This window comes from Cobetia sp. 10Alg 146 (genome assembly GCF_029846385.1).
GTDB classification, from domain to species: domain Bacteria; phylum Pseudomonadota; class Gammaproteobacteria; order Pseudomonadales; family Halomonadaceae; genus Cobetia; species Cobetia marina.
Genome location: NZ_JARWKT010000002.1, coordinates 672,811 through 698,251 on the forward strand (window position 1 = coordinate 672,811; position 25,441 = coordinate 698,251).

The following is a 25,441-nucleotide window of genomic DNA, read 5'->3' on the forward strand; positions in this document are numbered from 1 at the left end:
CGACCACCGCGGAGCCGTGTGCGTCTGCCGCCATCCAGCGTCACCGCCCTCTCCCGTGCAGGATCGAAGGACATTCATGAAGGTCTATCCCGACAAGCTGGAAGAGCAACTCAACAAGCGCCTGTCTCCGGTCTATATCGTGGCGGGCGACGAGCCTCTTATCCATCAGGAAAGCTGCGACGCCATCCGGCGCGCGGCGCGTGCGGCCGGCGTCGAGGAGCGGGAAGTCCTTCACGTCGAGAACGGTTTCCAGTGGGGTCGTCTGACCGAATCCGCCGCCAGCATGTCACTGTTCGCCTCGCGCAAGCTGATCGAGCTGCGCCTGGGCACCCAGAGCGCCGGCCAGGAAGGCAGCAAGGTGCTCAAGGCCTATGCCGAGCGCATCGAGAAGGATGGCGACATCCTGCTGATCACCGCCGCACGCCTCGACCGCAAGGTGCAGCAGACGGCGTGGTTCAAGGCGCTCGAGAAGGTGGGAGTGTTCATCGCGGTCTGGCCGGTGGATCATTCCCGCCTCGGTTTCTGGATTCGTGATCGCGCCCGCCTGCATGGCCTGGAACTGAATCAGGACGCCGCCCGGCTGCTGGCCGAGCGCATCGAGGGCAATCTGCTGGCCGCGGACCAGGAGCTGCAGAAGCTGGCGCTGCTGCACCCGCCGGGCGCACGCCTGGATGGCAATGCCATCGCCCAGGGGGTCGAGGACAATGCCCGCTATGATGTCTTCACGCTGGCGGATGCCTGCCTGAAGGGCGAGATCGAGCGCAGCGGGCGTATCGTGCTGGGTCTGCGGGGAGAAGGGGTCGAGCCGCCGGTGATCCTGTGGGCCTTGACCCGCGAGCTGCGCACCCTGCTCTCGCTGCGTCAGCACCTCGATCAAGGCCAGAGTTTCGAGCATGCCTGCAAGGCGCAGAAACCGATGATCTTCGACAAGCGGCGTCCCTTCTATCAGCAGGCGCTCAATCGTCTGCCCCACAAGCGTCTGCACAAGCTGCTGCTGTTCTCGCAGCGACTCGACATGGCAATCAAGGGCGGAATGACGCTGCCTATCTGGGACGGGATGGTGGATCTCGCCCTGACGCTCGCCGGTGGACGCGGCCCGCTGGCCGAACTGCCTCACGCCTACAAGGTGGGGTGATCCTGGCACGGTCCGACGTGCCTCTGACACGAGGGAGATCCCATGCAGATGACACCCCCGTTGCTTGGCGAAGGCGTCAGTGTCGAGACCCTGCGTCGATGGCTCGCCGAAGGCAACACGCTGACCGTGGAGATCCAGACGCTGGATCAGGGGCTGTATCTGGTGCGCCTGCATCATGCCGACGGCATCAGTCGTCTGGTCGATGAAGACGGTCAGTCCCTGCGCTTCACCGGCACGCAGTGGATCAGTCGCCTGTTGCTGCCGCTGGGGCTGACGCATGGCGTGCAGACCTGGGCGGAAGTGCAGGATGAGATGATCGGCCTCCCCACGACTCCGGTCGACAATGCCGGCCTGCTGGCCCATGGCACGCGTGTGGCGTTCAAGACGCTGTAGCCATGACAGAAGCCCCCGCCAGTTCACTGACGGGGGCTTCTGTCATGGCGGCACGCCCCTGTGACTCACGTGGGCGCTCGATCTGCGCTCAGTGCGCCTCCTCGACCTTCGACTTCACGAAGGCGGGATATCCATAGAGCTTGCGTGGATTGTCGCGGAAGATCTTCTCGCGCATCTCGCGCTCCGGCAGCCAGCGCTGCATCAATTCCGCCAGCGTGTCCTCCTCCGGCATCTCGACCCCGATATGCGGATGCGGCCAGTCACTGCCCCACACCACGCGTTCGGGATTGGCGGAAACCAGTGCCCGCGCCAGTGCCGTGACATCGGAATACGGCAGGCGTCCCCGGGTGGTGAGTCGATATGGCGCCGACAGCTTGGCCCAGGTACGTCCCTGCTTGAGCATCCGACACAGCGCGGTGAAACCGGGACATTCCGGCCCCCGTGAAGCCGCGAGGTGGCCCATGTGGTCGATCACCACCGGCACCGGCAGACTGCCGAGCCGTGCCTCCATGTCACGGAAGGTCGAGACATCGATCAGGCATTCCAGATGCCAGTCGAAGCGGGCCAGACGGTCCGCCAGCAGCACGACATCACGCCAGCGCAGCCCGCCGGAGAAGATCAGATTGAGGCGCACCCCGCAAACGCCCAGCCTGGAGAGCCGCTCAAGCTCTGCATCACTGATCTCGGGCGAGACCACGGCGATGCCACGATAATCCAGCCCGCGCTCACGACAGTTCTCGAGGCTGTCGCACAGCAGGCGATTGTCATAGCCATAGACACTTGGCTGGATCAGGACGCCATGACGGGCGCCAAGCGCGTGGTGCATTTCCAGCGCGTCCTTGAGCCCGAATTCGGCAGGGTTGTAGGTCCTGTCTTCCGCCAGCGGATAACGCACCGGATCGCCGAACACATGAAGGTGGCAATCAATGCTGCCCGGAGGCAGCCGGAACGTCAGGGGATGCGGCAGGGGGCGTGGCGGTGCCGCACACGGCAGATCCTGCTCGACATGGTTCCAATCCATCGATGCGACTCCCTCGCGTAACCTCGATCATCAAGCCCGGGGCGACGTCACGCTTAATCGCCCACTGCCACGATACTGCGCCGCCCTTCTCGTTTCCAGACAAAAGCCTGCCGACGAAAAAGCGGCATGTCCGAAGACATGCCGCTTGAGGTATCAGCGAGGCCTGATCGCTGACGAAAGGCGCTGACCGAAGCCGCTGACGTTCAGTCGAGTCGCTCGAAGACCGTCGCGACGCCCTGGCCCATGCCGATGCACATGGTCGCCAGACCCAGGCGCGTGTTCTGCTGCTTCATGACGTTGAGCAAGGTGGTGCAGATACGCGAGCCGGAACAGCCCAGCGGATGCCCCAGCGCGATGGCGCCGCCGTTGAGGTTAACCGCCGTGTCGGCGCGCTCCAGCAGGCCGAGGTCCTTGAGCACGGGAATCGATTGCGCCGCGAAGGCCTCATTGAGCTCGACGGTCTGGATATCGTCGATGGTCAGCCCCGCTGCCTTGAGTGCCTGCTTGGAGGCCGGCACCGGGCCGTAGCCCATGATGGAGGCATCGCACCCGGCCACACCGGTGGACAGTACGCGGGCGATGGGCTTGAGACCCAGCGCTTCGGCGCGCTCGGCGCTCATCACCGCCATGCCCGAGGCACCCACGGAAAGTGCGGAGGAGGTGCCCGCCGTCACGGTGCCGCCCTTGGGATCGAACACCGGCTTGAGGTTGCCCATCGATTCCATGCTGGCATCGCCACGGATGACCTCATCACGGGTCACCATCACGCGACGCCCCTCGGCATCATGGCCCTCGACGCCGATGATCTCGTCATCGAAACGACCTTCATCGGCGGCCGCCTGGGCACGCTGGTGAGAGCGCACGCCGAACTCATCCTGCTGCTCACGACTCACGCCGTGCATCTTGCCGAGCAGTTCTGCGGTCAGGCCCATCATCATCGCGGCCCTGGCCGCGTGCTTGCTGGCCGCCGGGTTGACATCGACCCCATGCGCCATCGGCACGTGCTCCATGTGCTCGACACCCCCGATGATGTAGAAGTCGCCCATGCCGGCCTTGATGTTGGCGGTGGCGATATGCAGCGCGCTCATCGAGGAGCCACACAGACGGTTGACCGTCTGCGCCGGCACGCTGCGCGGGATGCCGGTCATGATGGCGGCATTGCGCGCGATGTTCATGGCCTGTTCCAGGGTCTGGTTGACGCAGCCCCAGATGACGTCATCGACCTCTGCCGGAACCAGGCCGGGGTTGCGGTCGAACAGCGCCTGCATCACCGCGGAGGACAGGTTCTCGGCGCGCACGTGGCGGAAGGCCCCATTCTTGGCCTTGGCCATGGCAGTGCGCACGCCATCGACGATTACCACATCTCTCGGATTCAGATTCATTGTCTGGCTCCCTCATGGCCCTCGCTGTCGCGAGAGCCGAAAATTCTGGTCGGATAGTGCTGGCCCCACTTGGGTGTGCTCAGCAATCAAAGGCTCAGGCGTAGAAGGCGTCGCCGCGCTTGGCACGCTCACGCAGTGCCTCGGTCGGGCGATACAGCGGCCCCAGCTCATCGGCCAGGCTGTCGGCCAGCGCGACGAACTCTGCCACGCCCATGGCATCGACGTAGCGCAGTGCGCCACCACGGAACGGCGGGAAACCGATGCCGTAGATCAAGGCCATGTCCGCCTCGGCCGGCGTACCGACAATGTCATCTTCCAGACACCGGATGGTTTCCATGCACAGCGGCACCATCATGCGCGCGATGATGTCGTCATCGGAGAATTCGCGCGTCTCGCTGACCACTTCACTGACCAGTGCCTGCGCCGCTTCATCAGGCAGCTTCTTCGGCTTGCCCTTGCGGTCTTCCTCATAGCGATAGAAGCCCAGGTCGTTCTTCTGACCCAGTCGCTTGTTGTCGTACATCACCTGAATGGCGGTCTTGCCCTCACGCGCCATGCGATCCGGGAAGCCTTCGGCCATCACCGCATTGGCGTGGACCGCAGTGTCCATGCCGACCACATCCAGCAGGTAGGCCGGGCCCATCGGCCAGCCGAACTTCTCCATCACCTTGTCGACGCGCTGATAGTCGGCGCCCTTCTCGACCAACAGGCTAAAGCCACCGAAGTAGGGGAACAGCACGCGGTTGACCAGGAACCCCGGGCAGTCGTTGACGACGATCGGTGTCTTGCCCATCTGACGGGCGTAGGCGACGGTCGCGGCGATCGCCGCGTCACTGGATTTCTCACCACGGATGACTTCCACCAGCGGCATGCGATGCACCGGGTTGAAGAAGTGCATGCCGCAGAAGTTCTCGGGACGCTTGAGCGATTCGGCCAGACGCGTGATGGAAATGGTCGAGGTGTTGGACGTCAGGATGGTGGTATCCGCCACGTTGTCCTCGAGCTCGGCCAGCACCGACGCCTTGACCTTGGGGTTCTCGACCACCGCCTCGACGACCAGATCCACGTTGCCGAAATCGCCATAGGACAGCGTCGGGCGAATGTTGGACAGCCCCTGCGCCATCTTCTCGGTGGTCAGCTTGCCGCGCTCGACGCCCTTGCCGAACAGCTTGCGCGCTTCCTTCAGGCCAAGCTCGATGGCCTCGCCATTGATGTCCTTCATCAGGATCGGCGTGCCCTTGCTGGCGCTCTGATAGGCGATGCCACCGCCCATGATGCCGGCACCCAGCACGGCAGCCTGCTGGATCTTGCTCGCCTGCTTCTCGTATCCCTTGGCTTTCTTCTTGACCACCTGATCGTTCATGAACAGGCCGACCAGATTGAAGGCCACGTCGGTCAGCGCCATCCGGGCGAAGGTCTTGGCCTCGATGGCCTGGGCACGCTCACGCGATTCGCCCGCTCCCTTCTGGATGACCTTGATGGCCTCCACCGGCGCCGGATAGTGCGGGCCGGCCTTGCCTGCCACGAAGCCCTTGGCGGTCTCGAAGGCCATCATCTGCTCGATGGCATTGAGCTTGAGCGGAGAGGTCTTCTCGAGACGCCGTGCCATGTAGTCCAGCTCACCCGCATTGGCGCGCGCCAGAATGTCGAGTGCCGCCGCGTCCAGCTCGGCCACCGGCAGCACGGCATCGACGGCGCCGACTGCCAGGGCCTTGTCGGCGCGATTCTCGGTGCCCCCACAGATCCATTCGATGGCATTGTCCGCCCCGATCAGGCGCGGCAGACGTACGCAGCCCGCCCAGCCCGGAATGATGCCGAGCTTGGTCTCCGGCAGGCCGATCTTCGCGCTGTCCGCCATGACGCGGAAGTCGGTGGTCAGGGTGATCTCGCAGCCGCCGCCCAGCGCCAGCCCATTGATGGCGGTGACGGTGGGGAACGGCAGGTCCTCGATGGCATTGAAGATGCCATGGACGGTCATGTTCATGTCGATGAGGAAGGCTTCATCCTTCTCGAACATCTGATGGAACTCGGTGATATCGGCACCGACCACGAACGCTTCCTTGGCGGAGCGGATGACCAGCCCCTTCAGGTCGGCCGTCGCCTTGATGGCCTCCACCGCCTCCCCCAGCTCCTTGAGTACGTAGCTGGCCAGCTTGTTGACCGATTCGCCTTCAAGGTCGAGCGTCAACAGGGCGATGGCGTCCTGATTGGCCTCGACGGATAGCGTTTTGCCTGAATAGATCATCCACGGATCTCCACAAGAGAAAGGGGTGAAGGGGCTGTCAGGCGCAGGATGGTCTCTGCCATGGATGCGCTGGCAACCGGCCTCGCCGGACTCGAAGCTTCCAGAGGCGCCGCAGGAGAGTCATCTCTCGCCACAGCGCTTCATACAAGCGTTTGAATACAGCCAGCTTGGGCCACAGACGGGCAAAGATCAAGCCTGCGGACATTAGCGAAAGGTCGGGGGTCCGGGGCTGTCTCCATGCCGGTTCCTGTCTCTGGCGCCTGACTTCGACAGCGGGTGTGGGCAAAGATCGACGCTACACCCGGAAAGGCAGTCGCGTTACTCTTGGCGCTTTCCCGTCACGCAGGCTGGCAGCGGCATATCCTTGCCCTCCAGCAGGCTCTCAAAGGCCACATCGATATCATGCTTTCATGAGCAGCACTCTCACCGCCCTGTATCTGCGCCTGACCGGCATCGTCGAACGCACCAAGCGCTGGCACTGGCTATGGCCTCCCATCGGCTTCGCTGCGGGTATCTGCAGTTTCTTCCTAGTCAATCGTCAGCAATGGCTGGGCGGCATGCTGGCACTGGGCATGATGCTGGCCTGGTTGATCCTGATCGCCGAAGGCCTGTGGAGCCGTCTGCGCCGTCATCGCGGCCAGAATGCCCTGCCCCGCAAGCTGGCCACCTTCGTGGCGCAGCTGATCCAGCAGGAGACCCTGTGCTTCACGTTGCCGTTCTTTCTGGCGACGACAGACTGGGCCAGTGGCCAGGCAGGTTTCACCTTGCTGCTGTGCGGCGCGACTCTGCTGTCGATACTCGACCCCTTCTACTACCGACTGGCCGAGCGCCATCGCTGGCTGTACTTCGGCTTCCACGCCCTGTGCGTATTCGTCGTGGTACTGGTCACCCTGCCCCTGTTGCTGGAACTGACCACCGGCGAGAGTCTGTTGGCTGCCTGTGCCGCGATGAGCCTGTTCGCGCTGCCCAGTGTCGCCAACCTGCGGATTGCCCGCGGGCTGGTCGGTGGCCTGGCGATGATCGGCATCAGCGTGATGCTGGGGGTGGGCGCATGGGGGGCACGCGCCTGGATTCCGCCTGCCACGCTCTGGATCAACGCCAGCAGCCTCTCGCCGGACTTCGACACCGCGGCGCGGACACCGCGGGGCGAGATGCATCTGACCCCAGCACAACTCTCCGCTAGAGGCCTCTACGCCTACACGGCCATTCGCGCCCCGCGCGGGTTGTCGGAGAAGGTCTATCACGTCTGGCGACATGACGGGGAAGTGGTGGATCGCATCGCCTTGAACATCAACGGCGGTCGCAAGGAAGGTTACCGGGCCTGGACACACAAGACGGCCTTCCCCAAGGGCAGCGAGGGGGAATGGGAAATCGATGTCGAGACCATGAACGGGCAGCGCATCGGCAGTCTGCGCTTCCTCGTCAGTGATGATCCGCAGGTAGCCACCTTCGCGGACAGCAGCCTGGCACGGCCGGCGGGCATCCCCGGCTGGCGGATCACCAACCTGATTCCGGGCCTGTGACGCTTCGCGACGTGAGTGACCCTGAAGCGTGAACCCTCGGTTACTCGACCTTGGGCGTAAAATTCGTTCGCAGGCTTGTAATTATCCAGGCTGCCTAGCATGCTGAAGACAAGGGCGGCACCGAGGGGTGCCAGGATAAAAGCCCACTCATCCTTTGCACTCTGTGGACGACATACCCATGCATGAAGATATCGGGCTAAAGCTTTCCCGCCTGCCGCGCCTATGGCGCGCCATCCTGGACCAGCGACTGTCCCCGCTTGGGCTGACACAAACCCGCTGGATGACGCTGGTACACCTGTGGCGACTCGGAGACGGCCAGCCACAATGTGATCTGGCACGCTCCATCGGCATCGAGGCACCGTCTCTGGTACGCACGCTTGATCAGCTCAGCGAACAGGGGCTGGTGGAACGCCGCGCCTGTGAGGAAGACCGCCGCACCAAGCGCATCTTCCTGACACACAAGGCACTGCCGCTGATCGAGAAGATCGATGCCATCGCCGAGCAGACCCGCATCGAGATGCTCGAGGGGCTCACACCGGAGCAGGTCGACCAATTCTGCGAATGCCTGCGCGTCATGGAACGCAATGGCCTGGAAATCTCCGAGAAGGTGCCGGAAAGCGCCTGAACGAGCGTGTCCGGATACGCCAGCGGGAAAGGAAAAAGCCCCCATCGAGTGACTCGACGGGGGCTTTTTTGCAAGACGTTCAAGGCAAGCTCAGGTCACGCGCCGGCCCTGTTCGCGGCCGAGGGCAGCCCGAGATATCACGCTCACCCGCCCGGCATTCTGGGCTCTGTCCCCACCAACGGACGGCGGCGATGGGCAATGGGGGCCTTGGCGATCAACAGGGCATGCAGTGCCTCGAACTCCCGGCGCCACGCCTCGCAGTCTTCCAGTGCCAGGCTCTCCCCCCACCACAGCGTCAAACCGGACAGTGAGGACTCCAGCATCAGGGCATCCTCCGGCAACGCCCGCGTGAGATGTTCCAGAGCAGCCGCGAAGTCGGAGTCCTCCGCCAGGCGACTCTCTTCACGCCAACGATATCCGGGCACGGCCTCACGCAGTGCATCGCTGGCCCACTCGTCGTGGACGAGGATGAAGGGAGTGACATCGCGCTCGGTGGGCCAGGGACGACGATAGCCGACGATCCCCTTGGGGGCATCCGAAAGCGGTGCTGCCTTCAGGTCAACCCGCATGCCGTCCGCGATCACGGCCTTGCGCACCAGTGACGTGCGTGTCTCACGCTTGCTGGGGCGTAACCATGTCAGCGGCGACAACATCGCCAGCACCACGAAAATGATGATCAGAGCTGTCGTCATGAAATGTCCTGCCAGGAAGTGTCAGTAAGAAATTCGCGTCATCATCGAACGACTGCGGAAAACGCCGCCGTGCGGACAACCAGAAACGTGCCCAGAGCCCGAGCCATCCAACCGCGTACGGGGGTTGCGCCTGGCGCACTGGCAATACGTTGATGCAAGTCATTGTCTTCCGGGGGGCGGCAAGCCTAGCATGGAAGCAGGTGCACGACGCCACTCGAATGGCCCACCTCTACGGGAGGAATTCAGGATGAGCAACGAATACAAGCATGTACTGGTCGCTGTCGATCTGACCAAGGATTCCCACCTGGTACTGGAACGCGCACTGCCCATCGCCAAGCGCAATGGTGCCAAGGTGTCCATCATGCATACCCTCGAGCCACTGGGCTTTGCCTATGGCGGGGACATCCCGATGGATCTGACCAGCATTCAGGATCAGCTGGATTCCCATGCCCGTGAGCGACTGGGGGACATCGCCACGCCACACGGTATCGCGCCTGAAGATCAGCATGTCGTGGTCGGCATGCCGGACAGCGAGATTCATCGCTTTGCCGCAGAACATGACGTGGATCTGATCGTGGTCGGCTCACATGGTCGCCATGGCTTCGCCCTGCTGCTGGGCTCCACCTCCACGGGTGTCCTGCATGGTGCCCAGTGTGATGTGCTGGCCGTCCGAGTGGGGGCAGATGACAGCGAAGAATGACGCCGGCGGTCAGTGAGCCGAGATGACACGAGGGCAGCCAATGGCTGCCCTCGTGTCATTCCGCACCCGGGGAGACGAGAGAAGAGACTCAGCCTTCCTGCATGGCCTCAAGCTCCATCCAGCGCTCCATCGTCTCTTCCAGCACCTGCTGCTTGTGGCTGAGCTTCTCGAGCGTCGTCTTCACGGCCTTGGCATCCCCCGTGTAGAACTCGGGCGCCGCGATCTCGGCTTCCAGCGTCGCGATCTCCGCTTCCAGCGTCTCGATGGTCGCCGGAATCAGATCCAGCTCGCGCTGGAACTTGTAGGGCAGCTTGACCTTCTTGGGGGCCTGCTGCGCCTGGGCGGCTTCACGCTTGCGACGCTCATCCTCGGCCTGCGCCTCACGACGGTGCTTTTCCTCGCGCTCACGCTCGACTTCCCACGGTGCCGGCGGCAGATGCCCGCCCTGACGTATCCAATCGCTGTAGCCCCCGACATACGGCTTGACGATCCCGTCGCCCTCAAAGGCCAGGATATTGGTGACCACGTTGTCCATGAAGGCACGGTCGTGGGAGACCAGCAGCACGGTACCGTCGAAGTCGAGCAGCAGCTCCTCGAGCAGCTCCAGCGTCTCGACATCCAGGTCGTTGGTCGGCTCATCGAGCACCAGCACGTTGGCCGGCATGGTGAACAGACGCGCCAGCAGCAGGCGATTGGACTCGCCCCCTGACAGCGAACGCACCGGCTGACGCGCGCGGTCCGGCGTGAACAGGAAGTTCTGCAGGTAGCTCATCACGTGCATGTCACGCCCGCCGACCGTGACACGGTCGCTGCCGCGCGCCACGTTGTCGTAGACGGTGGCTTCCATGTCCAGGCCCTTGCGCAGCTGATCGAAGTAGGCGATCTGCAGCTTGGTGCCTTCGATGCGCTTGCCTTCACTGGCCTCGAGCTGACCCAGCAGGATATGCAGCAGCGTCGTCTTGCCCGCGCCGTTGCGCCCCAGCAGGCCGACCTTGTCGCCGCGCTGGATCTCGACGCTCAGGTCACGGATGACCCACTTGTCCTGCGCCTCGTCGTAGCGATAGCTGACATTTTCCAGCTCCACGACGCGCTTGCCGCTGCGCTCGGCAGAATCGACGGCGATACGCGCACGGCCCTGCACCTCACGACGCTGACCACGCTCATCACGCATCTTCTCCAGCGCGCGCACGCGGCCTTCGTTACGGGTGCGGCGCGCCTTGATGCCCTGGCGGATCCAGGTCTCTTCCTGGGCCAGTTTCTTGTCGAATTCGGCGTTTTCCTTGGCCTCGACATCCATCTCGTGCTGCTTCTGGGCCTGATAGGCCGCGTAATCGCCCGGATAACGGCCGAGGCGGCCACGGTCCAACTCCAGAATCTGGGTCGCCAGGCGCTTCAGGAAGGCCCTGTCGTGGGTGATGAACAGCACGGCGCCGGAGAAGGCCGCGACCTGCTCTTCCAGCCAGGCGATGGTATCGAGATCCAGATGGTTGGTCGGCTCATCGAGCAGCAGCAGGTCCGGGTCGGATACCAGCGCACGCGCCAGCGCGACACGCCGACGCCAGCCACCGGAGAGATCTTCCATCATGGTGTCTTCCGGCAGGCCCAGGCGGGTCAGCACGGTATCGATACGCTGCTGGAACTGCCAGCCATCGACGCTTTCCAGCGCGACCTGCACGTGCTCGAGACGCTTGAGGTCCGGTTCCGGATCACTGATCAGGTGATGGTATTCCGCCAGCAGCGCACCTGCCTGCGGCAGGCCTTCGGCAACGATATCGAAGATCGTGCGACCTTCCGCCGCCGGCAGATCCTGGGAGAGCACACCGATCTTGAGGCCCGGCGCCTTCCACAGCTCACCGGCATCGGCCTGGAACTCGCCGGTGATCAGCTTGAGCAGGGTCGACTTGCCGGTACCATTGCGGCCGACGAGCGCCAGACGCTCGCCGCGCTCGACGACAAGATCCGCCCCATTGAGCAGAACGTGATGGCCATAGGCCAGCTGTAGATTTTCCAGTCGTAACAATGCCATGTGCAGCAGCAACTCGTGACGGGTCCGGGGCCGGGAAGGCCGCGGAGGAAGTGGGAGTCAGGCGGACAGGCCGCCGCCAGCGACGCGCGCCGGAGAATGACGCCATTCTACCCGAGGCGCAGCGTACAGGCGATGGAAGACACCGCAAGGGCTGAAAGACATCGGCGGCTTGGGTAGAATGGCCGACCACTTGAAAGCACGTCGTGCGCCTGGCATTGCCAACGAGCCGATCGCCCGGTGCCGGACTCTCGAGTGCCAGGCCAGCAGACGACCTGGTACGCCTTTCACTGCCGTGTTCCTTCTCCCTCCCCCGTGACTCAAGGGTGTTCGATGTCCGCGCTTCCTCCCCATGCTGATCCCTCAGCGCTGCCCTGCTATGACCCGGAGCAACTGAGCGAGACCTCGCTTGCCGACCTGTGCGCCGACCTGTCCCTCGATGACAGCGAGCGTCAGACGGCCCTGACTCGGCTGGTGCCGGCGCTGCGCTTCGCAAGCCCGACGCCGCTGATCGACATCGGCGTCAACCTGACCCATGAAAGCTATGCTCAGGACATCGAGGGCACCTTGCTGCGAGCTCGCGCGGCGGGCGTCAGCCAGCAGATCCTGACCGGCACCAGCCTGGACGGCTCGCGTGAGGCTCAGGCGCTGGCGGCGCGCTATCGTGGCCTTTCTGCCACCGCCGGTGTGCATCCGCATGATGCCAGCCAGTGGAACGATGGTGTCGAGCGCGGTATCCGGGAGCTGCTGGCCCAGCAGGAAGTGGTCGCGGTGGGCGAATGCGGCCTGGATTTCAATCGCAACTTTTCCACGCCCGCCGAGCAGGCTCGCGCCTTCGAGGCCCAGCTGACCCTTGCCGCCGAGACAGGATTGCCACTGTTTCTGCATGAACGTGACGCCGGCCGACAGATGCTCGAGATGCTCAAGCACTGGCGGGATGACATCAGCCACGCGGTCGTGCACTGCTTCACCGGCGAGCGTGAGACACTATATGGCTATCTGGATCTCGACCTGCATATCGGGCTGACCGGCTGGCTGTGCGATGAACGCCGCGGCGAGCACCTGCGCAGCCTGTGTCGCGAGATTCCGCTGGAACGCCTGATGCTGGAAACCGACTGCCCCTATCTGGTGCCACGCAATCTGCCCGCCAAGCTCAAGGGACGCCGCCACGAACCCTCGCTGCTGGTCTGGATTCTGGCCGAGGTCGCTGCCCTGCGCGGCATGGAGATGGAAGCGCTGGCGCAGGCCACCACGGCGACTGCCACCCGCTTCTTCCGCCTGCCCGCGGCCTGACACGGCACGCCTTCCCTTGCACGCCCTTCTTTGCACGCTTCCCTGCTCTGGACACGACAATGCACGAATACGAACCTGAAACAGGCGACTTCCCCGCCTTCATCGCCGTCGAGACAGGCGAGGACTCAAGCCTGCCCCTGGCCATCGCCTGGGCCTTGCCCGATGGGCAGATGAAGCATGTCTTGATTCAGCCTGACGATGAATGGCTGGATGGGGAAATGCTGGAACTGGGCGACTACAGCCTGGATGACCTGAGAAGTTTCGGCGTCAGCCCTCTCGACGTGCTCAAGGAGCTGGAGCAGGACTACTACCAGACCACGCTCTATACCACCGGCGTCATGGATGACGAACAGGCGCTGGCGCGTCTGTTCGATGCCTACAACATGGACCCCTTCATCGAGTTTGCTCCTGCCGAGGGCCTCTATCCGGAACTATCCCCCGGCGACTGGGCACGCGAGCGCAACAACATGCTGTTCGAGCAGGGGCTGCAGCCCTTCCGACCGGACAACGAGGTGATGGTGATGCTGGCCATCCACACCCGCCTGCGCGGTGACGGTGTGCGTGGCGATGAAGACATCCAGGGCACAGGCCCGGACTATGAGATCGACTGGGAAGAAGACGTCTGATTTCCTTCCGCCATCTCTGAAACGCAGAACGCCCCGACAACCGGTAGTTGTCGGGGCGTTCTGGTTCACGACTTCAGTCTGTCCCGCAAGGCTCAGCCGTTGGAGCGGCCACCACCGCCATTGCCACCGCTGGAGCGATTGCGGCCACCACGTGAACGACGACGCGGACGCTCTTCACTGGACGGTGCCTCCGGCGCGCGATTGCCGTTCACTTCCGGGCGCGGCGCGACGCGGTTCCCATCCACCTCACGCGGAGCGGGAGCACGATTACCGCGATTGTCGTCGTCGTGATTGGCACCGCCACCTTGCGGGCGCTGGCCGCCAGTACGCTGACCATCCGAACGAGCGCCGCCAGTGCGCTGACCGCCCGAGCGCGCGCCGCCAGTGCGCTGGCCGTCAGAGCGCTGACCGCCATTGCCACGGCCTTCACCGGCAGGCTTGCCACCAGTGCGCTGACCATCCGAGCGCGCGCCGCCAGTGCGCTGGCCGCCATTACGTTGGCCGTCAGAGCGCTGGCCGCCATTGCCACGACCTTCACCGGCAGGCTTGCCGCCAGTGCGCTGGCCGCCAGAGCGCTGGCCGCCAGAGCGCTGGCCGCCACGCGGCTGACGCGGCTCACGTTCCGGCTCGACGTCGACTTCCGGCACGAAACCTTCCACTTCGACACGCTTGAGCTTGCCCTTGAGCAGACGTTCGATACCGCCGAGCTCCTTGCGCTCATCGCTGGAAACCAGCGAGATGGCACGCCCGCTGGCACCGGCGCGACCGGTACGTCCGATCCGGTGAACGTAGTCTTCCGGGACATTGGGCAGTTCGTAGTTCACGACCTGCGGCAGCTGCTCGATATCCAGGCCACGTGCCGCGATATCGGTGGCAACCAGCACGCGCACTTCGCCGTTCTTGAAACCGGCCAATGCCTTGGTACGGGCATTCTGGCTCTTGTTGCCATGAATCGCCGCGGCGCTGATGCCGGACTTCTCGAGCTTGGTCGCCAGACGATTGGCCCCATGCTTGGTACGCGTGAAGACCAGCACCTGATGCCAGTTTTCCTTGAGGATCAGATGCTTGAGCAGCGAAGGCTTGTGGCTCTTCTCCACGGTATGGATATGCTGCTCGACCTTCTCGGCCGTGGTGTTGCGCGGGCTGGCTTCCACGGCGACCGGATCATTGAGCAGCTTGTTGGCCATGCCGCGAATCTCGTCCGAGAAGGTCGCGGAGAACAGCAGCGTCTGCCGCTTGGTCGGCAGCAGCTTGAGCAGGCGGCGGATGTCGTGGATGAAGCCCATGTCCAGCATGCGGTCCGCTTCGTCCAGCACCAGCGTCTCGAGATCCGAGAAATCGATGGCCTTCTGGGAGTGCAGGTCCAGCAGGCGACCCGGTGTGGCGGTCAGGATCTCGACGCCGGAAGACAGGCGGCTGATCTGCGGATTGATCTTCACGCCACCGAACACCACGGCATTGCGCAGCTTCAGGTGACGGGAGTAGGCAGTGACGTTCTCGTCGATCTGCGCGGCCAGTTCACGCGTCGGCGTGACGATCAGGGCCTTGATCTTGCGGGCGCCTGCAGGGGCGCCGTTTGAGAGGCGCTCGACCAGCGGCAAGGCGAAACCGGCAGTCTTGCCGGTACCGGTGCGCGCGGCAGCCATCACGTCACGACCTTCCAGCACGGCAGGAATCGCACCCGCCTGCACCGGGGACGGCGTGGAATAGCCCATCTCGGCAATCGCTTTCAGTACAGGAGCGGACAGCCCCAGGGCGGCAAAAGCCGGGATGGAGTTGGCAGTAGTCTCAGTCATCAATATCTCTTCGGCTGACCGGCCACGTGCTGGTCGATCATTAAGGAATGGCGCCTGGCCGGGCACGTGCCGGGAGAGAGAGCGAGGCGTATCAGGCACAGTGAAGAAGGCGTTGGTCTGGGGGACCTCGGCGGACTGCTGCCAGTCGCTCGCGTCAGGCGATGACCCAGTCTATCACCTTCCGCCGGCGACTGCAGAAGCACGCGCCCGGTGGTGGCCCCTGATGACTCAATGCCAGTGCAGCGGATAGCGACGATGACGCGCCAGGTTGTTGATCAATACCGCCAGCACCAGCATGGCCAGGCACCCCAGACCGACGGGAAGCAAGGCATACCAGTAGCCGAGTGCATGCAGGGGTTCACCGCCGATCACCGCGATCAAGGCCGTGGCGCCGCCCGGCGGATGCAGGGTATGCGTCAGCTGCATCACCAGCAGTGCCACCGAGACTGCCATGGCGGCTGCCAGCCAGCCATCGCCCAGCCAGTGATAGCAGGCCACGCCGACCAGCGCCGACAACAGGTTGCCGCCCAGTACGTTGCGCGGCTGCGCCAGCGGACTATGCGGCGCACCGTAGAGCAGTACCGAGGTCGCCCCGAAGGAGCCGACCAGCAGCAAGGTGCTGACCGCCAGATAATGTGATGACATCCAGCCGATCAACGCCATGCCGAGAAAGGCCCCCAGCCAGGACCACAGGGCATCGGCAACATGCGGCTTGCCACGCTTGAGCGGGCCTCCGCGCATCTTGGTCAGATAAGGCTTGATCATCGTGCGAGTCGTCTCCGGGAGTGTCCTTGCGTCATCAAGCGCTGCACCCTAGGCGATCTCAAGGGCAGGGACAACTACCGTATGGCAATAAGCTGATGCCCGCTCGGCACCGGTCACTCCCGTCACGCACGCCGGCTCTCGTCTCTCTTGCTCGTTCACGCTTCGCTGCGTGAGGCGACGATGGTGCGCGAGATCACGATCACCGGCAGGATACCGACCAGCACGATCACCAGTGCCGGCAGCGACGCCTGCTCGAGCATTTCATCGGAGGCGTACTGATAGACGTGAGTGGCGAGCGTATCGAAGTTGAAGGGGCGCAGCAGCAAGGTGGCCGGCAGCTCCTTCATGGCATCCACGAACACCACCAGCGCCGCGGTCAGAAGCCCCGGACGAATCAGCGGCAGATGCACACGACGCAGGGTCGAGAAGGTGTTCTCGCCCAGCGAGCGTGCCGCCATGTCCATCGAGGGCGTGACCTTGTCGAGGCTCGACTCGATGGAGCCCGCGGCAATCGCCAAGAAGCGCACCACATAGGCGATGATGATCGCGCCCATCGTTCCCGTCAGCAGCAATCCGCTGGAGATGCCGAAATTGGCCCGCAGGAAGCTGTCCAGTGCATTGTCGAAGCCGGATAGCGGTACCAGAACGCCCAACCCCAGCACGGCCCCCGGCATGGCGTAGCCCAGACTCGAAAGCTTGAGTGCCTGCTGTACGCTGGCGGTGCGATCCAGCCGCTTGGCATAGGCCAGCAGCACCCCGATGATCAGGGTCAGTACCGCAGCGCTCACCGCCAGTATCAGGCTGTTCACGGCATAGCCTGCGAAGTCCGGTGTCCAGGATTCCTCGAAATACAGGATGGCGTGCCGCGAGAGCAAGCCCACCGGCAGCAGGAAACCGAAGAACAGCGGCAGGAAACAGGCCAGTGACGCCACTGATGCCCGCCATCCCGTCAGGGTCGGACGTTGATAGCGACGGTAGCGATCGCCCTTGCCGAACTGGCGCTGACGACGCCGAGCATGCCGCTCGAGCCAGATCAGCGTGACCACGAAGATCATCAGGCACAGCGCGATCTGCGCCGCACCGCGCAGGCTGCCCATGTTGAGCCAGACATTGAAGATGCCGGCGGTCAGCGAGCGTACCGCGAAGTAGTCCACAGTTCCGAAGTCGTTGAGCGCCTCCATCATCGCCAGTGCAAGGCCGACGGCAATCGCCGGTCGGGCGCTGGGCAGTGCCACGCGCCAGAAGCTTTGCCACCCGTTGCAGCCCAGCGTTCTGCTGGCATCGCGCAGTGAGGGCGACTGATCGAGAAATGCCGAGCGTGCCAGCATGAAGACATAGGGAAACAGCACCAGGGACAGCATCAGGATGGCGCCCCCCAGGCTGCGGATCTCCGGGAAGTAGTAATCCTGGGGCGAATCCCAGCCAAACAGGGCACGCAGCGCGCCCTGGAAGGGGCCGGCATACTCAAAGACGTCGGTATAGATATAGGCGATGACGTTGGCGGGAATCGCGAACGGCAACAGCAGCGACCACTCGAAGGTGCGTCGCAGCGGAAACTGATACATGGTGGTCAACCAGGCCGAGACGACCCCCATGCTGCCACTGAGGACCGCCACCCCCGCCACCAGCGCCAGACTGGTCATGACGTAATCGGGAAGCACGGTGGAGACGAGATGCGGCCAGATGCCCTCCCCGGCCTGATCACTGCCATCGTCACCGAAGACAGCCAGCCAGACGACGGCCAGCACCGGCATGACCACCAGTGCGGCCACGCCCCAGGCGCTGACGAACCAGCCCATGTGGGTTCCGAGACGCCGCTGACGACGCCGGATGGCCGCTGCATCGTAGTGCGCCATTTCCTGGGCGGCCGGCGATCGCCCGGTGCCGCTCATGGCGGCCACCGCCTCTCCTTCAAAGCTCGCACCTTGCTCAGCCAACAGCCGCTTGCCCTGGGTCATCTGACGTCCTCGTTATCCCGCAACTGCAATTGCGTCTATTTTACATGCTTTGCGCAAACGAAGAGGGGCTGTCGCATCGCGACAGCCCCTCTTCGTTCATGACAGCTCGCTCGGTAGCCTCTGGCTCCGGCGAGTGCCCTTACTGGTTGAAGCCGACTTCATTGACCATCTGCGCGGCGCGCTTGCGAAGCTTGGCGACTTCGGTCAGCGGCAAGTCATCCTGCTTGAACTCGCCCCATGAGGTCAGCAGCTCGGAGCTCTCGGCTTCCGGGTTGGCCGGATACTCGAAGTTGACCTCGGCATACATGTGCTGGGCGGTCTTCTCGGTGAGGAAGCGCATCAGCTTGAGGGCATTCTCTTCGTGCGGCGCGTACTTGGTCATCGCCATGCCGGAGATGTTCATGTGCGTGCCGACGCCGTTCTGATCCGGGAACTCGATACGTGCCTTCTCGGCCCACGGGCGCTGCTCGTCATTGTCGAGCATCTTGCCGTAGTAATAGCTGTTGCCGATGGCCACATCACAGACGTTGTCGCGGATCGCCTTGATCTGATCACGATCGCCACCCTGAGGCTTGCGCGCCAGATTGGCCTTGAAGCCTTCCAGCCACTCACGCGTGGCCTCTTCACCGTTGTGCGCGATGCGTGAGGCGATCAGCGCGACGTTGTAGGGGTGATCACCGGCGCGTGAGCAGACGCGACCCTTCAGGCTCGGATCCGCCAGGTCGTCATAGCTTGCCACCTGACCGGCCTCGAGACGCTCGACACTGGTGTAGAGCACCCGTGCGCGCGTGGTGATGCCGAACCACTGATTGTCGGGGCCGTGGTACTGCTCGGGCAGATTGGCCTCGATGACCTCATCATTGACGCTCTTGACCAGCTCCTCGTCGACCAGCTCCTGCAGACGTCCCACATCCACGGTCAGCAGCACGTCAGCCGGGGTGTTGCGTCCTTCCCGCTTGAGACGCTCGGCCAGGCCCTGCTTGGCGAAGACCACATTGACCTTGACGCCGGTCTCCTCGGTGAACTCCTTGAGGAACGGCTCGATCAGATAGGCCTGACGATAGGAATAGACGTTGACCTCTTCCTGGGCTTGAGCCGGCAGCGCCGTGGCGGCGGTAACGCCAGCCAGTGCGCCCAGCAGCAGCTTGCGGACGGAGGATGCAGAAATCGTGGTGGAAGCTGTCATCGAATACCCCTGTTCGAAGGTCCCCGCTTCTGGCCTGCTGGTGCAGGGGAAGCAGAATGATCGTAGCAATGCGAATCATTCTAATCACAAAGGGTTTCCGATCGCAACGCTCGTGCAACGCTGACTTGCAGTTTTCGCAATCCGTGCTAGCAGTTCATGCCTGAAAATCCGGCGATTCCACGGCGGGATATCTCGAGGCGCGCGGGACAGACAATGTCCTGCGCCTGTATGGCGGGCGCATCAGGCCACGCGGCCATCCTCCCCGACGGCAGGCAATAGCGTCATCGCCTCCTGGATGGCTTGCGTGTGTGAAAGCTTGCGCTGCCAGACAGCGTGCAGCGCATGTCGGAAGGCATTGGCGCGTGCTGGCAGGCCGCACCTTTCGTATTCAGCGGCCCGCTCGTCGACACGCTGTGCGAAGGCATCGCGATCCACCTCAAGCTCCAGATTATCGACGCTGACATGAAACGGCTTGGCGACTGCACGGTGGAACAATTGCTCCAGCGCCTGCGGGGCTACCTCGACACTTTCAAAGGCCTTCTGCTGGTGTGCATCACGTCCGTCCGGTGCATACCAGTAACCGTAATCCTCCTTGAGGCGTCGCTCAGGGCCCGCGATGCACCAGTGACTGACTTCGTGCAGAGCGCTGGAGAAGAAGCCGCGCGCCAGATAGAGACGATGAAAGCCGAGCTCATCGCCTGGAGAGTCGCCGCTGGCGACCCCATCCTGCACCTCATCCGTCGTCATGCCGGCGGGCAGATAGAGAGGTTCGTGGGGGGCGCGCCGCAACAAGGTGTTGTAAGACGTGGCAAACAGTCCATCGAAGAGGGAAGTCAACGCCGTCAGCTCAGGGTCCATCGACTCTTGATCCGTCAGGGCCTGCCCCCCCGCCATGGCATGATCAGGCATGGCATCGCCGTCTGCGCTGCACGCCTCATGACGTGATGACAGGGTGCGAGGCACGCGGGAAAGTTCTGAAGAAAGCAACACAGGCAAGTCTCGACGATCGTGTGAATCAGCAGCGATATCAGTACCCGGAGATAGGGACGGTACTGCATGACGATGTCGAGCATTGTACGTGGCTCGTTCGTATCACGTCATTCCACCTGACAGGTGAGTACCAAGCGCTGATAATTCACTCTCTTGCGCCCCGCAGGCAGGCCTTATCTGCTAGGATGGCGCGCCAAGCAAGAATGATTCTCGATTACCAGCAGGAGCCTGCCGTGCCCCCCGCCGAACCCTCCCATTCATCCGCCTCCACGCCTGCAGCCTCTTCTCAGGCGCCATTCGCCAGCCGGGTACGCGCCGAGACCTCACGTCTGGTCACGCTGGCACTGCCAATCTGCGGTGCTCAGCTGGCTCAGGCAGGCATGAGCGCCGTGGATGTCCTGATGACCGGTCGCTCCAGCGCGACGGACCTGGCAGCCGTCTCGGTGGGGTCCAGCCTCTGGGTGCCTCTGCTGCTGTTGATGGCTGGCACCTTGATGGGGCTGACACCCGTCGTGGCACAGCTGATGGGGGGTAACCGCAGCGGTGAGGTACGTGACAACGTTCACCAGTCACTGTGGATCTCATTGGTGCTCGGCAGTCTGTCAGGATTGGCACTGTGGTTCCTGGCGGCGCCAATCTTCACGCTGATGGAGGTGCCCGGCGCGGTGGCAGAACAGGCCACGCTTTATCTGATGGCCATTGCCTGGGGCATGCCGGGCGCCGCCTTCTATCAAGTGCTACGCGCGTATTCCGATGGCATGAATCATACTCGTCCGGCGCTGATCATCAGCTTGATCGGCCTGTTGTCGAACATTCCGCTCAACTACCTGCTGATCTATGGCTCTGCAGGCGTGGATGACTTGCTGGGGATCACGTTGCCGGGACTGCTGGGCGATATCCCGGCCATGGGCGCTGCAGGCTGCGGTATCGCGACAGGGCTTGCCATGTGGATCATGTGTCTGAGCATGTTTCTCTACACCCGTCGCAGCAGCGCCTACCAGGCAGTCGCCCTCTGGTGCCAACCCAGCGCGCCTCAGCTCAAGAAGATCTCGGAACTGCTCAAGGTCGGTCTGCCGATCGGCATCGCCATCTTCTTCGAGGTCACGCTGTTCACCGTCATCGCGCTGTTCGTGGCAAGCTTCGGTGAGATCAAGGTGGCAGCCCACCAGGTCGCGCTCAACTTCACCTCATTGCTGTTCATGCTCCCTCTGTCACTGGCCATGGCACTCACCGTACGAGTGGGGCATACCATCGGCCGTGGTGACATGAACGAGGCGCGCTTCGTGGCGTGGAATGGCGTGGCCTTCTCACTGGTGGTCGCTCTGATCAATGACCTGGTGATCTGGGTACTGGCGGAGCCTGCCGTGGCGCTCTACACCAGCAACCTCAAGGTGCAGGCGCTGGCGCTTTCCCTGATCACGCTGGCGATGCTCTATCAGGTCTCCGACTCCTTGCAGGTTGCCATGGCGGGGGCTCTGCGCGGCTTCAAGGACACTCGCATCATCATGTTGATTACCATGTTCGCCTACTGGATCATCGGTCTTGGTGGCGGGCATCTGCTGGGGGTGGGCAGTGAGCAGTTCCCCGTCTGGCCCTGGGCTGTCGAGAGCATGGGTGTCTATGGCTACTGGATTGGCATGGTGGCCGGCCTGACCGTGGCGGCTCTGCTGCTTGGCTGGCGTCTGTGGGTCATCGCGCGCCGCGCCATTCAGGAGGGCAGCCTGCCCGGCTGAGCGAAGCCCCCTGCCAACGCTGGCCGCGAGCTCGTGATACCGACGGCGGCCAGTGTTCCATCCCTTTTCCCACTCGCTCAAGCACTCGCCTCAGACGCCCCGCCACCGGCCTTTTGCCCGGTCGCGGGGCGTTTGCGTTTAATCCTTCATCTGCGCATGGACGGTCATTTCGTCCAAGGAGGGGTTACCGTCAGGGCTCAGGCTGTGCTAATGGTTATTCAAGGCAGTGCATTCATATGCAGTGCGCCATCTTGCAAGCGGCGGCTGTTTGCACACCCGCACACGCCGAGGACGATCGACAAGCTGCTGAGGAGGGTTCGTCATGGGCGTACCAGTTTCTTCCCCCCGCTCCGCCAAGGTCATCGACCTGAATGTCATGCGTGACAGGATGCGTGCACGACGTCGTATTCTCCGGCTTGCGCCGGAACACGATGGGTTGGAAATGCTCTATCAGCTCGAAAGCGACCCGGAGAGCTACTACAGCCTTCCCGTGTTGGCCTGGGGTCTGCGCGAGGATGGTGAGGTGGTCGGCCTGGTGCCATGGATGGAGGGGCTGATGCCCTGCCATGAGCTGGAAGATCCGCAGCAGGGCCACTTCGTCGGCTACCGAGACCCGGAAACCGACGAGGTCTTCATGCTGGCTCCGGACCACAAGGTCTATGAGCTCGAGCATGCCGCGGCCTATTACGACTATGAGGTGTCGGAGAAGACCACCTTGCTGCAGCAGCTACCGGATACGCTCGGGACTCATGCCCTGTGCATGACCAATGGCGAGTCTGCGTGGCAGCTCAAGCAGGTGTTCGGCTGGCGTCTATACAGCGATGGCAACATCGAGGCACTGCTGGTCGATGAGACACGCGTCACCCAGACACCGGTGCTGGCTGGAGATGACTGCCTCTACCCCGGTCGCAGTCGTCATGACGTGGTCTATTTCTTCCAGCGCGCCGTCGCCAACCAGATTCGTGAGCAGGACCCGGCCACCCTGGAAGCTCTCGCGCTGATGATGACCGGCGAGAGTGATCAGGTCAGTGTGGAAGTGCACGACCGCGAAGCCTGAGACGACTGGCGTCAACTGATGCGAATGTCATAAAGGAAGTGATCCGGCGTTTCGTCACTGCGCTCCAGTGTGTGCCCAAGAAATGCACAGAACTTGGGCACATCACGTGTCGTCGCCGGATCGGTCGCCACGACACGCAGCAGGTCTCCGCTCGCGAGCTCACGCACCTTGTTGTGCAGCATCATGATGGGTTCGGGACAATACAGACCGCTGGTATCCAGCTCTGCATCGGCAACGGGCAAGGGGGTATCGGTCATCAATGACTCCTGAGGTCCTGCCACTGACAAGGCAGAATGTATGAAGACGGGAGACGGGCATGATCAAGGTAATGATCGAGCGGCATATCATGCCGGGACTCGAACAGGATTACGAGCAGGCCTCACGCGAGGTCGTGCGTGAAGCCATGCATGCACAGGGCTTCATCTCGGGCGAGAATCTGGTGGAAAGCGGACGTCCCGGCCACCGAATATTGATCACTTCATGGCGAGACGCAAGAGCCTGGCAGGAGTGGTCGAGCAGTCACGCGCGCGAACGCATGATGGCGCGTCTGGGGCCGATGCTTTCTCAACCGGAACGCATCGTGTTGCTTGAACACACCTGACCGGCGAGAGATTCAAGCCTCGCGAGCGCAGCACCCCTCAGCGAGGCTCTGTCCATCGATCTGACAGCACCGCACAGACAAGCCCCCACGGACCGCTCGGTCCGTGGGGGCTTGTGGTTGCACCAGAGAACCCGGTGGCTCAGTGCGTGATACGCACATGCACGGTGACTTCTTCGCGGTCATGGTACAGGTGACGACACCGGATCTCGGCACCGACATTGGAACGCTCAAGGCTGGCCGCCAGATAATCGAGACAGCGGGAGACTTCCTTCCAGCGCTGCTTCATCGGCAGCTTGAGATTGAAGACCGCCTCATTGCACCAGCGCTTCTTCAGCCAGCGCTCGACCATCTCCGTCACGCGGATGGGCTTGTCGACGATGTCACAGACCAGCCAGTCCAGTCGCAGCGGTGGCTCCCAGGTAAAACCATCTTCCTTGAGATGCTCTACCTGTCCTGTCGCCATCAGATCCTTGTTCATGGGGCCATTGTCGATGGCAAACACGAACATGCCCTTCTCGACCAGCTGGAAGGTCCAGCCACCCGGCGCTGCCCCAAGATCCGCTGCCTGCATGCCAACCGCGATGCGACGCTCCCACTGGTCGCGCGGCACGAACTCATGCCAGGCCTCTTCCAGCTTGAGTGTGGAGCGACTGGGGGCACGGCTCGGCGAACGCAGATGACGGATGCCGTTGGCATATTCGCTGCGGTTGCCAGGAAAGCTCATGCCCAGCTGCACTTCGTCACCATCCGTCCAGAATACGTGCAGCGCCCGCCCACCGGCCTTGCGACGCAGTGCACCACGCTTCTTGAGCGCAGACTCCAACGGGCGGCCGACGGCCTTGCCAAGGCCCGACAGTGCCTTGCCATCATTGGTGTCCGGCATCTCGTGGCGGATCTCCTCGAAGCTCCAGCCAGCGTCGACCACCTGCTGCAGAATCGGCGAGACTCGATTTTCCCGCGACATGCCGACCAATGGCTCCAATGCCACCAGTGTCTGGCGAGCGAAGACCAACGCCTGAAGCGGCATGTCACGATGCAGGCTATTGGCGGGCTCATCACCTGTCACCACATAACGCACGAAGCCACTGTCGCGTGCCGCAATCGGATAACCCGGGGCGCCCAGATAAGCGGCCTTTTCACAGACTTCTGCGGCCAGGTCGGCCTCGAAGCCCGGGCGGCAATACAGCAACAGTTCTTGAGGTTGCATCATCATCTCCATAACGGAAGGCTGGGGAGTCTACCGCCTCGCTCCTGTCCACGACAAGCATGGCGACAATGATTGACTCAGCGAGGAAGCTGCTACTCAGGCCCACCGGGCCTGCCAGCTGACGGGTTCCGGCTTTCCGGTTTTTGACCCGCAAAGAGAACCGCCCCTGCAGCTGGGCTGCAGGGGCGGTTCAGTATAAGTGCCTGACGATGACCTACTCTCACATGGAGAAACTCCACACTACCATCGGCGCTAAGCGGTTTCACTTCCGAGTTCGGCATGGGATCGGGTGGTTCACGCTCGCTATGGTCGTCAGGCGAAACGGTGGCACCTTGCGGTGCCTGAGTCTCGAGGCTTGTGGCCTCGCGACTCGCAATATGAATCATGCTGACCGATATGTCGTCGATCCTGTCGCAATCCCGGCGGTTTGCCTGCGCAAACCCCTTGGGTGTTATATGGTCAAGCCTCACGGGCAATTAGTACTGGTTAG

At 63.0% G+C, this 25,441-nt stretch carries 21 protein-coding genes, 1 rRNA gene and 1 pseudogene; 10 read left to right on the plus strand and 13 right to left on the minus strand.

Going from position 1 to position 25,441, the window contains the following annotated elements:
* Nucleotides 1-76 precede the first annotated feature (76 nt).
* Both holA and QD172_RS05905 read left to right on the plus strand, forming a co-directional pair.
* On the plus strand, nt 77-1,135 hold the full coding sequence (gene holA, locus QD172_RS05900) for a DNA polymerase III subunit delta (RefSeq protein WP_077371377.1): 1,059 nt from the start codon (nt 77-79) through the stop codon (nt 1,133-1,135).
* Nucleotides 1,136-1,177: 42 nt separating this feature from the next.
* Entirely contained in the window at nt 1,178-1,528 is a 351-nt protein-coding gene (locus tag QD172_RS05905) for a DUF6482 family protein (protein WP_279855223.1), read from the plus strand.
* Between the two features lie 88 nt (nt 1,529-1,616).
* On the opposite strand, the gene QD172_RS05910 is transcribed toward QD172_RS05905, so the two are convergent.
* The 3 genes from QD172_RS05910 to fadB form a co-directional block, all read right to left on the minus strand.
* Nucleotides 1,617-2,549, minus strand: coding sequence for an amidohydrolase family protein (locus QD172_RS05910; protein WP_077371374.1), 933 nt, complete (start codon nt 2,547-2,549; stop codon nt 1,617-1,619).
* A gap of 203 nt (nt 2,550-2,752) precedes the next feature.
* Nucleotides 2,753-3,931 (minus strand): acetyl-CoA C-acyltransferase FadA, encoded by a 1,179-nt coding sequence (gene fadA / locus QD172_RS05915; protein WP_279855224.1) that lies wholly within the window; start codon nt 3,929-3,931, stop codon nt 2,753-2,755.
* A gap of 94 nt (nt 3,932-4,025) precedes the next feature.
* Nucleotides 4,026-6,176, minus strand: coding sequence for a fatty acid oxidation complex subunit alpha FadB (fadB, locus tag QD172_RS05920; RefSeq protein ID WP_077371369.1), 2,151 nt, complete (start codon nt 6,174-6,176; stop codon nt 4,026-4,028).
* A gap of 410 nt (nt 6,177-6,586) precedes the next feature.
* Between fadB and QD172_RS05925 the strand changes: the two genes are divergently transcribed.
* Both QD172_RS05925 and slyA read left to right on the plus strand, forming a co-directional pair.
* Nucleotides 6,587-7,699, plus strand: coding sequence for a DUF5924 family protein (locus tag QD172_RS05925; RefSeq protein ID WP_077371366.1), 1,113 nt, complete (start codon nt 6,587-6,589; stop codon nt 7,697-7,699).
* A 178-nt stretch (nt 7,700-7,877) separates the two neighbouring features.
* Entirely contained in the window at nt 7,878-8,324 is a 447-nt protein-coding gene (slyA, locus tag QD172_RS05930) for a transcriptional regulator SlyA (RefSeq protein WP_077371363.1), read from the plus strand.
* A gap of 143 nt (nt 8,325-8,467) precedes the next feature.
* Here slyA and QD172_RS05935 read toward each other — a convergent pair whose 3' ends face one another.
* On the minus strand, nt 8,468-9,016 hold the full coding sequence (locus tag QD172_RS05935) for a preprotein translocase subunit YajC (protein WP_279855225.1): 549 nt from the start codon (nt 9,014-9,016) through the stop codon (nt 8,468-8,470).
* Nucleotides 9,017-9,263: 247 nt separating this feature from the next.
* Between QD172_RS05935 and QD172_RS05940 the strand changes: the two genes are divergently transcribed.
* Nucleotides 9,264-9,716, plus strand: a complete 453-nt coding sequence (locus tag QD172_RS05940; RefSeq protein WP_077371357.1) for a universal stress protein — start codon at nt 9,264-9,266, stop codon at nt 9,714-9,716.
* 88 nt (nt 9,717-9,804) lie between these two features.
* Here QD172_RS05940 and QD172_RS05945 read toward each other — a convergent pair whose 3' ends face one another.
* Entirely contained in the window at nt 9,805-11,742 is a 1,938-nt protein-coding gene (locus QD172_RS05945; RefSeq protein WP_136938377.1) for an ATP-binding cassette domain-containing protein, read from the minus strand.
* Between the two features lie 330 nt (nt 11,743-12,072).
* On the opposite strand from QD172_RS05945, the gene QD172_RS05950 reads away from it, so the two are divergent.
* Together QD172_RS05950 and QD172_RS05955 are read left to right on the plus strand one after the other, a co-directional pair.
* Nucleotides 12,073-13,032: a TatD family hydrolase gene (locus QD172_RS05950; RefSeq protein ID WP_279855226.1), complete on the plus strand. Its 960-nt coding sequence runs from the start codon at nt 12,073-12,075 to the stop codon at nt 13,030-13,032.
* A gap of 59 nt (nt 13,033-13,091) precedes the next feature.
* Nucleotides 13,092-13,658, plus strand: coding sequence for a hypothetical protein (locus tag QD172_RS05955; RefSeq protein WP_240499589.1), 567 nt, complete (start codon nt 13,092-13,094; stop codon nt 13,656-13,658).
* A gap of 566 nt (nt 13,659-14,224) precedes the next feature.
* On the opposite strand, the pseudogene QD172_RS05960 reads toward QD172_RS05955, so the two are convergent.
* The 5 genes and pseudogenes from QD172_RS05960 to QD172_RS05980 all read right to left on the minus strand — a co-directional run.
* Nucleotides 14,225-15,454, minus strand: a pseudogene (locus QD172_RS05960) (DEAD/DEAH box helicase); the annotation flags it as partial.
* A gap of 228 nt (nt 15,455-15,682) precedes the next feature.
* Nucleotides 15,683-16,219 (minus strand): HPP family protein, encoded by a 537-nt coding sequence (locus tag QD172_RS05965; RefSeq protein ID WP_169477178.1) that lies wholly within the window; start codon nt 16,217-16,219, stop codon nt 15,683-15,685.
* Nucleotides 16,220-16,374: 155 nt separating this feature from the next.
* Complete coding sequence (locus QD172_RS05970) at nt 16,375-18,177, minus strand: iron ABC transporter permease (protein ID WP_279855228.1); 1,803 nt, start codon at nt 18,175-18,177, stop codon at nt 16,375-16,377.
* Nucleotides 18,178-18,316: 139 nt separating this feature from the next.
* The gene (locus QD172_RS05975) at nt 18,317-19,363 is read right to left on the minus strand and encodes a Fe(3+) ABC transporter substrate-binding protein (protein WP_136938380.1); all 1,047 of its coding nucleotides are present in this window, start codon (nt 19,361-19,363) and stop codon (nt 18,317-18,319) included.
* Nucleotides 19,364-19,603: 240 nt separating this feature from the next.
* Complete coding sequence (locus QD172_RS05980) at nt 19,604-20,272, minus strand: elongation factor P hydroxylase (protein ID WP_347882024.1); 669 nt, start codon at nt 20,270-20,272, stop codon at nt 19,604-19,606.
* Nucleotides 20,273-20,682: 410 nt separating this feature from the next.
* Between QD172_RS05980 and QD172_RS05985 the strand changes: the two genes are divergently transcribed.
* Both QD172_RS05985 and QD172_RS05990 read left to right on the plus strand, forming a co-directional pair.
* Nucleotides 20,683-22,086 (plus strand): MATE family efflux transporter, encoded by a 1,404-nt coding sequence (locus QD172_RS05985; RefSeq protein WP_240499759.1) that lies wholly within the window; start codon nt 20,683-20,685, stop codon nt 22,084-22,086.
* A 322-nt stretch (nt 22,087-22,408) separates the two neighbouring features.
* Nucleotides 22,409-23,143, plus strand: coding sequence for a hypothetical protein (locus QD172_RS05990; protein WP_077371340.1), 735 nt, complete (start codon nt 22,409-22,411; stop codon nt 23,141-23,143).
* An 11-nt stretch (nt 23,144-23,154) separates the two neighbouring features.
* On the opposite strand, the gene tusA is transcribed toward QD172_RS05990, so the two are convergent.
* A complete protein-coding gene (tusA, locus tag QD172_RS05995; RefSeq protein ID WP_077371338.1) occupies nt 23,155-23,400 on the minus strand; it encodes a sulfurtransferase TusA in 246 nt (81 codons plus the stop codon).
* Between the two features lie 59 nt (nt 23,401-23,459).
* On the opposite strand from tusA, the gene QD172_RS06000 reads away from it, so the two are divergent.
* On the plus strand, nt 23,460-23,744 hold the full coding sequence (locus QD172_RS06000) for an antibiotic biosynthesis monooxygenase (protein WP_077371336.1): 285 nt from the start codon (nt 23,460-23,462) through the stop codon (nt 23,742-23,744).
* A gap of 139 nt (nt 23,745-23,883) precedes the next feature.
* Here the strand turns inward: QD172_RS06000 and rlmM are convergent, their stop codons facing one another.
* Together rlmM and rrf are read right to left on the minus strand one after the other, a co-directional pair.
* Complete coding sequence (gene rlmM / locus QD172_RS06005; protein ID WP_103751373.1) at nt 23,884-24,957, minus strand: 23S rRNA (cytidine(2498)-2'-O)-methyltransferase RlmM; 1,074 nt, start codon at nt 24,955-24,957, stop codon at nt 23,884-23,886.
* 195 nt (nt 24,958-25,152) lie between these two features.
* A 5S ribosomal RNA gene (gene rrf, locus QD172_RS06010) occupies nt 25,153-25,268 on the minus strand.
* Between the last annotated feature and the right edge of the window lie 173 nt (nt 25,269-25,441).

What these genes read in the sequence shown, in the direction of transcription:
- QD172_RS05965 (WP_169477178.1), bottom strand. Translation starts at nt 16,219, where the DNA reads ATGATCAAGCCTTATCTGACCAAGATGCGCGGAGGCCCGCTCAAGCGT.
- QD172_RS05935 (WP_279855225.1), bottom strand. Translation starts at nt 9,016, where the DNA reads ATGACGACAGCTCTGATCATCATTTTCGTGGTGCTGGCGATGTTGTCG.
- QD172_RS05990 (WP_077371340.1), top strand. Translation starts at nt 22,409, where the DNA reads ATGGGCGTACCAGTTTCTTCCCCCCGCTCCGCCAAGGTCATCGACCTG.
- QD172_RS05950 (WP_279855226.1), top strand. Translation starts at nt 12,073, where the DNA reads ATGTCCGCGCTTCCTCCCCATGCTGATCCCTCAGCGCTGCCCTGCTAT.
- QD172_RS05945 (WP_136938377.1), bottom strand. Translation starts at nt 11,742, where the DNA reads ATGGCATTGTTACGACTGGAAAATCTACAGCTGGCCTATGGCCATCAC.
- tusA (WP_077371338.1), bottom strand. Translation starts at nt 23,400, where the DNA reads ATGACCGATACCCCCTTGCCCGTTGCCGATGCAGAGCTGGATACCAGC.
- slyA (WP_077371363.1), top strand. Translation starts at nt 7,878, where the DNA reads ATGCATGAAGATATCGGGCTAAAGCTTTCCCGCCTGCCGCGCCTATGG.
- QD172_RS05925 (WP_077371366.1), top strand. Translation starts at nt 6,587, where the DNA reads ATGAGCAGCACTCTCACCGCCCTGTATCTGCGCCTGACCGGCATCGTC.
- QD172_RS05955 (WP_240499589.1), top strand. Translation starts at nt 13,092, where the DNA reads ATGCACGAATACGAACCTGAAACAGGCGACTTCCCCGCCTTCATCGCC.
- QD172_RS06000 (WP_077371336.1), top strand. Translation starts at nt 23,460, where the DNA reads ATGATCAAGGTAATGATCGAGCGGCATATCATGCCGGGACTCGAACAG.
- QD172_RS05940 (WP_077371357.1), top strand. Translation starts at nt 9,264, where the DNA reads ATGAGCAACGAATACAAGCATGTACTGGTCGCTGTCGATCTGACCAAG.
- QD172_RS05970 (WP_279855228.1), bottom strand. Translation starts at nt 18,177, where the DNA reads ATGACCCAGGGCAAGCGGCTGTTGGCTGAGCAAGGTGCGAGCTTTGAA.
- rlmM (WP_103751373.1), bottom strand. Translation starts at nt 24,957, where the DNA reads ATGATGATGCAACCTCAAGAACTGTTGCTGTATTGCCGCCCGGGCTTC.
- QD172_RS05910 (WP_077371374.1), bottom strand. Translation starts at nt 2,549, where the DNA reads ATGGATTGGAACCATGTCGAGCAGGATCTGCCGTGTGCGGCACCGCCA.
- fadA (WP_279855224.1), bottom strand. Translation starts at nt 3,931, where the DNA reads ATGAATCTGAATCCGAGAGATGTGGTAATCGTCGATGGCGTGCGCACT.
- holA (WP_077371377.1), top strand. Translation starts at nt 77, where the DNA reads ATGAAGGTCTATCCCGACAAGCTGGAAGAGCAACTCAACAAGCGCCTG.
- QD172_RS05980 (WP_347882024.1), bottom strand. Translation starts at nt 20,272, where the DNA reads ATGCCTGATCATGCCATGGCGGGGGGGCAGGCCCTGACGGATCAAGAG.
- fadB (WP_077371369.1), bottom strand. Translation starts at nt 6,176, where the DNA reads ATGATCTATTCAGGCAAAACGCTATCCGTCGAGGCCAATCAGGACGCC.
- QD172_RS05905 (WP_279855223.1), top strand. Translation starts at nt 1,178, where the DNA reads ATGCAGATGACACCCCCGTTGCTTGGCGAAGGCGTCAGTGTCGAGACC.
- QD172_RS05975 (WP_136938380.1), bottom strand. Translation starts at nt 19,363, where the DNA reads ATGACAGCTTCCACCACGATTTCTGCATCCTCCGTCCGCAAGCTGCTG.